This is a genomic window from Pseudomonas arcuscaelestis, assembly GCF_016881005.1.
Classification (GTDB): Bacteria; Pseudomonadota; Gammaproteobacteria; order Pseudomonadales; family Pseudomonadaceae; genus Aquipseudomonas; species Aquipseudomonas arcuscaelestis.
Genome location: NZ_JACOPV010000050.1, coordinates 1 through 1,381, shown reverse-complemented (window position 1 = coordinate 1,381; position 1,381 = coordinate 1). Strand labels below are relative to the sequence as shown.

Genomic DNA, 1,381 nt, shown 5'->3' with positions numbered 1-1,381 from the left:
CGAGACCGAACACAGCCGCATCGATGCCACGGTGGAAACCCGCATCAGCCAAATCATGGCCAAACTGCTGGACCAGGTTCACGAGCAAGTGCTGAACCCGGCCGAACCTGACCTGAGCGTCGACCTGGACGCCCCCGATGCGCCTTGATCGCACCAGCTTCGCCAAGCGCCTGGGCAGCTACGCCGAGGCCACTGAGTTGCCGGGCCAGCCGATTCTCGAAGGGCGCCTGTTGCGCATGGTCGGCCTGACCCTCGAAGCCGAAGGCCTGCGGGCATCGGCGATCCTGACGGCCGAGGGCAAGAAACAGGCGCAGATCCTTGAAGCCGAGGGTAGCCGCCAGGCGGCGTTCCTTGAATCCGAAGCCCGTGAGCGCCAGGCCGAAGCCGAGGCCCGTGCAACACAGGTGGTGTCGGAAGCGATCGCGTCGGGCAACGTGCAGGCGGTCAACTATTTCGTGGCGCAGAAATACATCGACGCCCTGGGCAAACTCGCTTCGGCCAACAACAGCAAAGTAATTCTGATGCCGCTGGAAGCCAGCCAGGTGATCGGTGCGGTCGGCGGTATTGGCGAGATCGTCAAGGCCACCTTCGACAGCAAGAAAGGCTGAGGCCATGTGGGACTTCTTGCAGCACCTGTCATTTTGGGACTGGCTGGCACTGGGCACCGTGCTGCTGATTCTTGAAGTATTCGGCGCCGGCGGCTATCTGTTGTGGATGGGTATCGCCGCAGCGGCAGTGGGCGTAATCAAGTTCCTGGTGCCGCCCTTGGGCCTGGAATGGCAACTGCTGCTGTTTGCCGTGTTGTCGATACTAACGGCGGTGTACTGGTGGAAGCGCCAACGCAGCAGTGCCAAGGCCAGCGACCAGCCGGGGCTGAATGAACGGGGTTCGGAGTTGATTGGGCGCACCTTCATGGTGCACCAAGCCATTGTGGATGGCCGGGGCAAGGTAAAAGTCGGTGATGGCGTATGGATGGTGACCGGCCCGGACACCCCTGTAGGCGCTCAAGTACGGGTGGTTGGCCAAGCAGGCGTCATTCTGAAGGTTGAAACTGTTTAGTCGGTGATGGAACTCGATTGGGTTAACTACAATCATAAAGTACAGATCACCCACCCGGAGTCACCCATCATGCGTCTCAAATATGCTGTCGCTACCCTTGCTGTGCTTTCCCTCCCTGTCGGTTCAGCCATGGCCGACAGTTTCTGGCGCAATGTCATCTCGTCGGGCGCCACTACTGGCTCGACGTACCTGACGTTCAAGGACCACAAGCTGGTGGTCGCCGCACAAGACGACGCCGGCAGTTTTGTTGCCAGCGACGGCGGCATCCGTGGCCCTTACCTGGAGGCCGCCATGCAGAGGGTCCGCGCCGACAACCCTGGCC

2 protein-coding genes and 3 pseudogenes are annotated in these 1,381 nt (G+C 61.1%); all 5 read left to right on the top strand.

From position 1 onward, the window contains the following. A pseudogene (locus H8F21_RS29140) lies at nt 1-148 on the top strand (flagellar assembly protein FliH); the annotation flags it as partial. Beyond that, nucleotides 138-278 (top strand): annotated as a pseudogene (gene fliI / locus H8F21_RS29135) (flagellum-specific ATP synthase FliI); the annotation flags it as partial. The pseudogenes H8F21_RS29140 and fliI, both read left to right, overlap by 11 nt. Beyond that, nucleotides 252-608 (top strand): annotated as a pseudogene (locus H8F21_RS29130) (SPFH domain-containing protein); the annotation flags it as partial. The pseudogenes fliI and H8F21_RS29130, both read left to right, overlap by 27 nt. A gap of 4 nt (nt 609-612) precedes the next feature. Beyond that, a complete protein-coding gene (locus H8F21_RS29125) occupies nt 613-1,059 on the top strand; it encodes an NfeD family protein (RefSeq protein ID WP_159956197.1) in 447 nt (148 codons plus the stop codon). Nucleotides 1,060-1,128: 69 nt separating this feature from the next. After that, nucleotides 1,129-1,381: DUF2388 domain-containing protein (locus H8F21_RS29120; protein ID WP_203585828.1), on the top strand; the 253-nt coding region annotated here is incomplete at its 3' end.